The organism is Vibrio sp. S234-5 (genome assembly GCF_000960595.1).
Lineage (GTDB): Bacteria > Pseudomonadota > Gammaproteobacteria > Enterobacterales > Vibrionaceae > Vibrio.
Window position 1 is genome coordinate 1 of the sequence record NZ_JZAM01000353.1, and the last position, 413, is coordinate 413.

Sequence of the window (413 nt, forward strand, 5' to 3'; positions counted from 1 at the left end):
GGATTTCGTTGCCGTCGCCGACTCAATATTTGATTTGCAGGTCATCCACTGTGCAACCTTTGTTTGCTTTACAGTGCGTGCTACTCGCATGACCCTGCGCATGGAATAGCTAGGAGAGACAATATGCTGCAACTAAATGTTCCGATACTCGATGCGCTACTGACAGAACTTTCCGTCTCTGATGGCCTGCATGTTATCAATCCGGCAACGCAAGAAACGTTGATCTCACTTGAGCAGAGTTCATTGAAAAGCGTGGATAGGCAGATTGCAGCATGCTGCGAGGCCCTAAAAGCATGGGCTGCTAGGAGTGTGAAAGAACGTGCCCTGCTGTTGATGCGTTGGTTTGGGTTACTTCGCCGACAACAGTTGGCACCGGCCCCCCTAATGACGCGTGCGTAAGTGAAGCCTCTGAG

General features: G+C 50.8%; 1 protein-coding gene. It reads left to right on the forward strand.

Annotated features, from left to right (window positions below; translation table 11 throughout):
* Positions 1-123: 123 nt before the first annotated feature.
* Positions 124-399: an aldehyde dehydrogenase family protein gene (locus UF06_RS18990; RefSeq protein WP_045571828.1), complete on the forward strand. Its 276-nt coding sequence runs from the start codon at positions 124-126 to the stop codon at positions 397-399.
* Positions 400-413 lie beyond the last annotated feature (14 nt).